This window comes from Pseudomonas sp. R62, from assembly GCF_000257605.1.
Lineage (GTDB): Bacteria > Pseudomonadota > Gammaproteobacteria > Pseudomonadales > Pseudomonadaceae > Aquipseudomonas > Aquipseudomonas atacamensis.
The window spans coordinates 1,998,151-2,006,311 of record NZ_JH635998.1 but is presented as its reverse complement, the minus strand read 5'-3'; the positions used below and the strand labels follow the sequence as shown (position 1 = coordinate 2,006,311).

The window sequence follows — 8,161 nt, the reverse complement described above, 5'->3', positions numbered from 1 at the left end:
GGTATACACCAGCACGCCGCCGGCTTCGGTGATGGTCGGCGTGGCGCTGAGGCTCAGGGTCGAGTCACGCAGCGCGTTGGTGGTGGTGTCGGTGGTCAGGCCACCGGTGGTGTCCTGCGCGATTTGCCCGGCAGAATTGATGCCCGCCGTGGGGAAGCCGATGGTCGGATCGACGCGGCCAGCGGTGGCGTCGAGCATGACGAAGCTGTGACCGCCACCGGCAGCACCACCGGTACCTGCGGCGGTCGGGCCGGCCGCGGTGGATTCGAGTGCGGTGGTCGGGTCGACACCGGCGGCGATGGCTTGCTGCAGTTCTTCTACAGAAGGCGCAGCCTGCGCGGTGGCTTCGGCCAGGTCAGTGCTGGAGTCAGGCGAGCTGGCGCTCCACTGGGTGTCACGGCCCAGATCGAGCATGCGGCCATCGGCCAGTTCCAGCGACACCGCGCCGGACAGGCCGGTATCGATCTGGTCGCCGACATACAGGCGATCGCCTTCAACGAGTACGCGACGCACGCCCTCTGGGGACACCACGAAAACCTGACCGACAATGCTTTTGACGACGGCAACAACACTGCTCATTGAAGACTCTCCGGGGTGTCACATTCAGTTGACTTCCATGGACCTGACGGGCGTCGGCGCCACTTCAGTCTGGACGTACTTTCTATAGATGGATAACTTATTGACGCTGTATTTCCGTCAATAATCTGGCTATAAATTATCGCGATTAACTTTATGCCAAACTATTGACCTTCTGGGAGCCATCCTAAACAATCGCCCCACTAATGTCACATTGATATTTCCGCGGCGACCTGTCCTTCAGCCTGTCATCCAGTTCCTGTTTTGAACTTTCCGACATACGGTCTTTCGGGTTGCCATCATCCGACGCAGCACCACGTTTCTGCTGTGATTCAAGACAAGAAGTTCCGGGAAAATTCCAACCATGCGTTCGCTTTTGCTCCTTGCCGCTCCCTTCGCTCTCGCCGCCTCATTCGTACAAGCACAATCCTTACCAGAAGCCATGCAACAGGCGCTGGATGTCCATCCGGAGATTCAGGCGGGGGTCAACAGTCGATTGGCGGCGGATTATCAGTTAAAGGCTGCGAAGGGGGGATACCTGCCCAAGGTCGATCTGCTCGGCGGTTATGGCCGTGAAGGCACTGACAGTGTGACCACTCGAGCGAACGGTGGAAGCAATCACTGGGAGACGTTGAACCGCAGCGAGTCAAGTTTACGTCTCTCGCAAATGGTTTTTGACGGTTTCGCGACGTCCAACGAAGTTGCGCGTCAACAAGCCAACGTCAGCTCCCGTGCTTACTCGTTGCTGGGCACTTCCGAACGCACTGCGCTGACCGTCGCCCAGGTTTATCTGGACGTGCTGACCCGTCGCGAATTCGTCCGTCTGGCCGAGGAAAACCTCAAGAGCCACCAGCGCATCTACGATCAGATCCAGCTGCGCACCCAGCGCGGCGTCGGCAGCGGTGCCGACCTTGATCAGGCCGAGGCCCGTATGGCCCAGGCCCGCAACAATCTGATCACCGAACAGACCAACCTCGCCGACGCGGAAACCAACTTCCTCAGCGCCGTCGGCCAGATGCCCGACCAGCTCGAGCGCCCGGCACCGTTCATGGCGATGATGCCGGCCAACCTCAATGAAGCCCGCGCGCAGATGCTGGAAAACAGCCCGATTTTGCGTTCCGCCGAGTCGGATATTGCCGCTGCCGAGAAGCAGTTCGCCACCGCCAAATCGACCTTTTACCCGCGCTTCGACGCCGAACTGGGCCGTACCGCCGATAACGATATCGACGGCCAGAACGGCCACAACAATGAATGGCAGGCGATGCTGCGCATGCGCTTCAACCTGTATTCCGGTGGCAGCAACAAGGCCGATCTGGAATCCAAGTCGTACCTGGCCAACCAGGCGCTGGACATCCGCAACAACGCCCTGCGTCAGTTGAACGAAGAGCTCGGCCTGGCCTGGAACGCCCTGAACAACGCCAACGCTCAGGTGCCGATCGCTCAGCAGTACGTCGATCGCAGCACCTCGGTGCGTACCGCCTACCAGCGTCAATTCAGCCTCGGCGAACGCACCCTGCTGGATTTGCTCGACAGCGAAAACGAGCTGTTCACCGCCTCGCGGCGTCTGGCGGAAATCAAGAACATTCAGTTATTTACTCAGTACCGAATCAAGGCGACCATGGGCCAATTGCTCAAAAGCCAGGGAGTGGTCGCGCCGTTGGCATCCGTTGTGCAGAACGACGTGAAGCCCAAGGTCCAGCTGCCTGGGATGAACTGAGTTATCCCTTTCAACTGTTAAAGAGTGTCGAGCGTGGAATCAGAAGTCAGTCGAGTTCAACTCAGCCATGATCCACGCGCGTTGCATGACGATCCGTTGCTGGATGGTCTGCTCGCCCTGTGCATGCTGCACCAGAAGCCTGCCAGCGCGGCGATGCTGACCACCGGCCTGCCGCTGCCCAAACAACGTTTGAGTGTCGAGTTGCTGCCGCGCGCAGCGGCTCGCGCCGGGCTGCAGGGGCGGGTGTTGCAGCGCAAGCTTGAAGAAATTCCGGCGATCGCCATGCCCGCGCTGTTGCTGCTCAAGGATGGCCGCAGTGCCGTCCTGCTCGGCTGGCAGGGCGACGACGAAGCACGCGTACTGCTCAGCGAAAGCGATGGCGGCGAGTCGGTGGTCAGCCGTGAACTGCTGACCGACGATTACACCGGCAAAGTCTTTTTCGCCCAGCCGCAGCACAAATTCGACGTCAACCACGGCACGCTGATCCCGCGCGCACGCTCGTGGTTTCGCGACACCCTCAAGCGTTCGCGCTGGCTGTACGCCGATGCGATCGCCGCCAGTTTCCTGATCAACATCATCGCCATGGCCGCGCCGCTGTTCGTGATGAACGTCTACGACCGCGTGGTACCGAACCAGGCCGAAGCAACCCTTTGGGTGCTGGCGCTGGGCATCACCGGCGCTTACATCTTCGACTTGATCCTCAAGAGCCTGCGCAGCCTGTGCCTGGATCTGGCCGGGAAGAAAACCGACCTGATCATCTCCGCCACGCTGTTCGAGCGCATTGTCGGCATGGCGATGAAATACCGCCCGGCGCGGGTCGGCAGCTTTGCGCAGAACATCCACGAGTTTCAGAGCCTGCGCGACTTTCTCGCCTCGCTGACCCTGACCAGTCTGATCGACCTGCCGTTCACCATCCTGATTTTCATCGTCATCGCCATTCTCGGCGGGCATCTGGTGTGGATTCCGGTGCTGGCGTTCCCGATTGCCCTGTTGATCGGCTACGCCTTGCAGAAGCCGCTGATCGCGACCATGGAGCGCACCATGGCGCTGGGCGCCGAGCGCCAGTCGAGCCTGATCGAAACCCTCGCCGGCCTGGATGCGGTCAAGGTCAACAACGCTGAAAGCGAGCGCCAGTATCAGTGGGAGCAGACCATCGGCACCCTCAGCCGTCTCGAGCTGCGAGTGAAAATGCTCTCCGGTCTGGCGATGAACATCACCTTGCTGATCCAGCAACTGGCCGGGGTGATCATGATCGTCTTCGGCGTGTACCAGATCATCGCCGGCAACCTGAGCATGGGCGGGCTGATTGCCTGCTACATGCTCAGTGGTCGTGCGCTGAGCCCGCTGGCGTCGCTGTCCGGCCTGCTCACGCGCTATCAACAGGCGCGGGTGACCATGACCTCGGTCGACCAGATGATGGAACTGCCCCAGGAACGCAACTTCGAAGAGCGCCCGCTGAGCCGCAAGGTTCTGCAGGGTGCGATCGAATGCCGTCAGCTCAGCTTCACCTACCCGGACCAGCAGAACCCGGCGCTGAAGAACATCAACCTGGTGATCCGTCCCGGCGAGAAGATCGGCATCATTGGCCGCAGCGGTTCGGGCAAGAGTTCGCTGGCGAAACTGCTGGTGGGCCTGTACCAACCGGACGACGGTGCCTTGCTGGTCGACGGCGTGGACATCCGCCAGATCGACGTCAGCGAACTGCGCTACAACATCGGCTACGTGCCGCAGGACATTCAGCTGCTGTCCGGCACCCTGCGTGACAACCTGGTGTCCGGCGCGCGTTACGTCGAAGACGAGCTGGTGCTGCAAGCCGCCGAACTGGCCGGCGTCCACGAATTCGCCCGTCTGCACCCGCAAGGCTACGAGCTGCAAGTCGGCGAGCGCGGGCAGAACCTTTCCGGCGGCCAGCGGCAGAACGTCGCCCTGGCCCGAGCGCTGTTGCTCAATCCGCCGATTCTGCTGATGGATGAGCCAACCAGTGCGATGGACAACACCGGCGAAGAGCGCCTCAAGCAACGCCTCGCAGCAGTGATTGAAAACAAGACCGTGGTGCTGGTCACGCACCGGGCATCACTGTTGTCGCTGGTCGATCGCCTGCTGGTGATTGATCGCGGGCAGATTCTCGCCGACGGCCCGAAAGCCGCCGTGATGGAAGCGTTGAAGAAGGGGCAGATCAGTGTTGCTTAAGTCCGGTGTCAAGGAGTCGATCCGTCGCTACTTCAAGGGCTCTGCCTCGCTGCAGGGCCAGCCGCTGCCGGAGGTCAACAAGGCGCTGATCGAAGACGCCCCGCGCGTCGTGCGCCTGACCATCTGGGCGATCATCGGCTTCTTCGTGTTCCTCATGCTCTGGGCCAACTTCGCCGTGATCGACGAAGTGACCAAGGGCGACGGCAAGGCGATTCCGTCGTCGAAGATCCAGAAAATCCAGAACCTGGAGGGCGGTATCGTCTCCGAGCTGTTCGTCAAGGAAGGCCAGATCGTCGAGCCCGGCGCGCCGCTGATTCGTCTCGATGACACGCGTTTTGCCTCCAATGTCGGCGAAACCGAGGCTGATCGCCTGTCGATGCTGCTGCGGGTCGAGCGCCTGAGCGCGGAAGTCGATGATCGTCCGCTGAATTTCCCCGAGGACGTGCTCAAAGCCGTGCCGGGTCAGGCAAAAAGCGAAGAGTCGCTGTACATCAGCCGTCGTCAGCAACTGCACGACGAAATCGGCGGCCTGCAGGAGCAGTTGATTCAGCGCCAGCAGGAGCTGCGTGAGTTCAGCTCCAAGCAGGCGCAGTACCGTCAGCAACTCGGCTTGCAGCGTCAGGAAATCAACATGTCCGAGCCGCTGGTGGCGCAGGGCGCGGTCTCGCCGGTGGAAGTGTTGCGCCTCAAGCGTGCCGAAGTGGAAACCCGTGGCCAGCTCGATGCGACCACGCTGGCCATTCCGCGCGCGGAATCGGCGATCAAGGAAGTGCAGCGCAAGATCGACGAAACCCGCGGCAAATTCCGCAGCGAAGCGCTGACCCAGCTCAACGAAGCGCGCACCGATCTGAACAAGGCCCAGGCCACCGGCAAGGCGCTGGAAGACCGCGTCAGCCGTACGCTGGTTACCTCACCTGTGCGGGGTATCGTCAACAAGTTGCTGGTCAACACCATCGGCGGCGTGATCCAGCCGGGCAGCGACATGGTTGAAATCGTGCCGCTGGACGACACCCTGCTGGTCGAAGCCAAGATCCGCCCGCAGGACATCGCGTTCCTGCATCCGGGTCAGGAAGCAATCGTCAAATTCACCGCCTATGACTACACCATTTACGGCGGGCTCAAGGCGCAGCTAGAGCAGATCGGTGCGGATACCATCACCGACGAAGACAAGAAAACCACTTACTACGTGATCAAAGTGCGCACCGAGCGCAGCCACTTGGGCACGGATGAAAAGCCACTGCTGATCATCCCGGGGATGGTGGCGTCGGTGGATATCATCACTGGCAAGAAGTCGGTGTTGAGCTATTTGCTCAAGCCGATCATTCGCGCGCGGGCTGAGGCGTTGCACGAGCGCTAGATTTTCGGCGCTGGTGACGGCCTATTCGCGAGCAGGCTCGCTCCCACAGGAGATTGCATTCCAACTGTGGGAGCGAGCCTGCTCGCGAAGGCGCCCGCTGGGGCGCTGCATATCCGTCGGTAAGTGACACAAATGGTCACCCACGCCCTCACCATTCGCCATATCGTTATTCATTAACGGTATTTAATTTCCAATTCTTATAGCTATAAAGTCACCCACCTGCGTACCTGCCGACCAATCGGCGCGCCGCACGACCTGAACCGACACGCAATCCAGCGTGAGTGTCTGATCGACGAGCGCGTCCATGAGCGCGCCGTGCGTGGGAGATGATTGATGTCCGCCGCTACTGCCACCGAAAGCGCCGCAACTGCCGCGCCACAAGTTTTTGAAATTCGTCCATTCAGCGGTGCCGTCGGCGCCGAGATCGTTGGCCTCGACCTCAGCCGGCCGGTCAATGATCAGGACTTCGCGCGGATTCACCGCGCGCACCTGGATCACCACGTCGTGGTCTTTCGCGATCAGCAGATTACCCCGCAACAGCAAATCGATTTCAGCCGCCGCTTCGGCGTGTTGCAGATCCACGTGCTCAAGCAATTCCTCTTGGCCAATCACCCGGAAATCCTCATCGTTTCCAACATCATCGAGAACGGCCAGAACATCGGTCTCGGTGACGCCGGCAAGTTCTGGCATTCCGATCTTTCCTATAAAGAGCTGCCAAGTCTCGGCTCGATGCTGCACGCCCAAGAGCTGCCCGCCGAGGGCGGCGACACGCTGTTCGCCGACATGCACAAAGCCTGGGACGACTTGCCCGCTGCGTTGCGCACTGCGGTCGAAGGACGTTCCGCTGCGCATTCCTATACCGCGCGCTACAGCGAAACCAAGTTCGAAGGCAACTGGCGCCCGACCCTGACCCCTGAACAGTTGGCTCAGGTCGCCGAAGTGGTGCATCCGGTGGTGCGCACCCATCCGGAAAACGGCCGCAAGGCCTTGTTCGTCAGCGAAGGCTTCACCACGCGAATTGTCGGTCTGCCGGAAGACGAAAGTCGTCAGTTGCTCGGCGAACTCTTCGCCCACAGCGTGCTGCCGCAAAACATCTACCGCCATCAGTGGGAACCGCATGACCTGGTGTTCTGGGACAACCGCTCGCTGATTCACCTCGCCGCCGGCTGTCCCGCGCATCTGCGCCGCAAGCTGTATCGCACGACCATTCAGGGCGACGCGCCTTTCTGATTTGCCGGAGATCGATCATGAACGCCCCTTTGCAAGGCCACGCGGCCAGCAACCCGATCGCCCGCAGCGAAGCCTTGCTGGCCGTCGATCACGTCAGCCTTGAATACCGCACGCCGCAGCGAGTGGTGCGCGCTACCCATCAAGTCAGTTTCGCCGTCGACCCGGCTGATCGTTTCGTCCTGCTCGGCCCGTCCGGTTGCGGGAAATCGACCTTGCTCAAGGCGGTCGCCGGGTTCATCCGGCCTTGCGAAGGCGAGATCCGCCTGCAAGGCCAGCGCGTCGATGCGCCGGGGCCGGACCGCATTGTAGTGTTTCAGGAATTCGACCAGTTGCCGCCGTGGAAAACCGTCAAGCAGAACGTGATGTTCCCGCTGCTCGCCTCGCGCACCTTGAACAAGAAAGAAGCCGAAGAGCGTGCGTTGCACTATCTGGAAAAGGTCGGCCTCGCAGCATTCGCCGACGCCTATCCACACACCTTGTCCGGCGGCATGAAAGCGCGGGTAGCGATCGCCCGGGCCTTGGCCATGCAACCGAAAATTCTTTTGATGGACGAACCCTTCGCTGCACTCGATGCGTTGACCCGCCGCAAGATGCAGGAGGAGTTGCTGCTGCTCTGGGAAGAGGTGCGTTTCACCCTGCTGTTCGTCACTCATTCGATCGAAGAAGCCTTGGTGATCGGCAATCGCATCCTCTTGCTGTCGCCGCATCCGGGGCGGGTGCGCGCCGAAGTGCACAGCCATCAATACGATTTGCACAGCCTCGGCGGCGTGGCGTTTCAGGAGTCGGCGCGGCGCATTCATCGTCTGCTGTTCGATGAGGGCCAAGCGCCGGAGACCGAACGTGATCACGACTTCAACGATATTCGCATCGCCTATTGAGCGGCCAGGAGGACTACCCGATGAGCCATTCATCATCCGTGCGTGAAGAATTCGAAGCGGTGCTCGAGCCGCTGACCGCAGTGCCGGTCGAGCGCGAGTTGCCGCTTGGCACGCGCCTGTGGCAACAGGGCTGGTTGCGCAAAAGCCTGATCCTGATTGTGCTGGCGATCATCTGGGAGGTGGTCGCGCGGATTCAGAACAATGACCTGATGC

The 8,161-nt window shown here is 60.9% G+C and carries 6 protein-coding genes and 1 pseudogene; 6 read left to right on the top strand and 1 reads right to left on the bottom strand.

Going from position 1 to position 8,161, the window contains the following annotated elements; genetic code table 11:
* Positions 1–579 (bottom strand): retention module-containing protein (locus OQK_RS10110; protein ID WP_038860821.1); only part of this gene is annotated, 579 nt, incomplete at its 3' end.
* A 361-nt stretch (positions 580–940) separates the two neighbouring features.
* Between OQK_RS10110 and OQK_RS10105 the strand changes: the two genes are divergently transcribed.
* From OQK_RS10105 to OQK_RS10080, 6 genes and pseudogenes are all read left to right on the top strand, one after another.
* Positions 941–2,293 (top strand): TolC family outer membrane protein, encoded by a 1,353-nt coding sequence (locus tag OQK_RS10105; protein WP_016772278.1) that lies wholly within the window; start codon positions 941–943, stop codon positions 2,291–2,293.
* 33 nt (positions 2,294–2,326) lie between these two features.
* The gene (locus OQK_RS10100) at positions 2,327–4,483 is read left to right on the top strand and encodes a type I secretion system permease/ATPase (protein ID WP_016772277.1); all 2,157 of its coding nucleotides are present in this window, start codon (positions 2,327–2,329) and stop codon (positions 4,481–4,483) included.
* Entirely contained in the window at positions 4,473–5,840 is a 1,368-nt protein-coding gene (locus OQK_RS10095) for an HlyD family type I secretion periplasmic adaptor subunit (RefSeq protein WP_016772276.1), read from the top strand. Before OQK_RS10100 ends, OQK_RS10095 begins: the two co-directional genes overlap by 11 nt.
* A 333-nt stretch (positions 5,841–6,173) precedes the next feature.
* The gene (locus OQK_RS10090; protein WP_016772275.1) at positions 6,174–7,070 is read left to right on the top strand and encodes a TauD/TfdA dioxygenase family protein; all 897 of its coding nucleotides are present in this window, start codon (positions 6,174–6,176) and stop codon (positions 7,068–7,070) included.
* Positions 7,071–7,087: 17 nt separating this feature from the next.
* Positions 7,088–7,948, top strand: coding sequence for an ABC transporter ATP-binding protein (locus OQK_RS10085; protein ID WP_016772274.1), 861 nt, complete (start codon positions 7,088–7,090; stop codon positions 7,946–7,948).
* A 20-nt stretch (positions 7,949–7,968) separates the two neighbouring features.
* Positions 7,969–8,161 (top strand): annotated as a pseudogene (locus OQK_RS10080) (ABC transporter permease); the annotation flags it as partial.

Bases quoted from the DNA above. Each gene is read 5' to 3' on its own strand.
- OQK_RS10085 (WP_016772274.1), top strand. From the start codon at position 7,088: ATGAACGCCCCTTTGCAAGGCCACGCGGCCAGCAACCCGATCGCCCGC.
- OQK_RS10105 (WP_016772278.1), top strand. From the start codon at position 941: ATGCGTTCGCTTTTGCTCCTTGCCGCTCCCTTCGCTCTCGCCGCCTCA.
- OQK_RS10090 (WP_016772275.1), top strand. From the start codon at position 6,174: ATGTCCGCCGCTACTGCCACCGAAAGCGCCGCAACTGCCGCGCCACAA.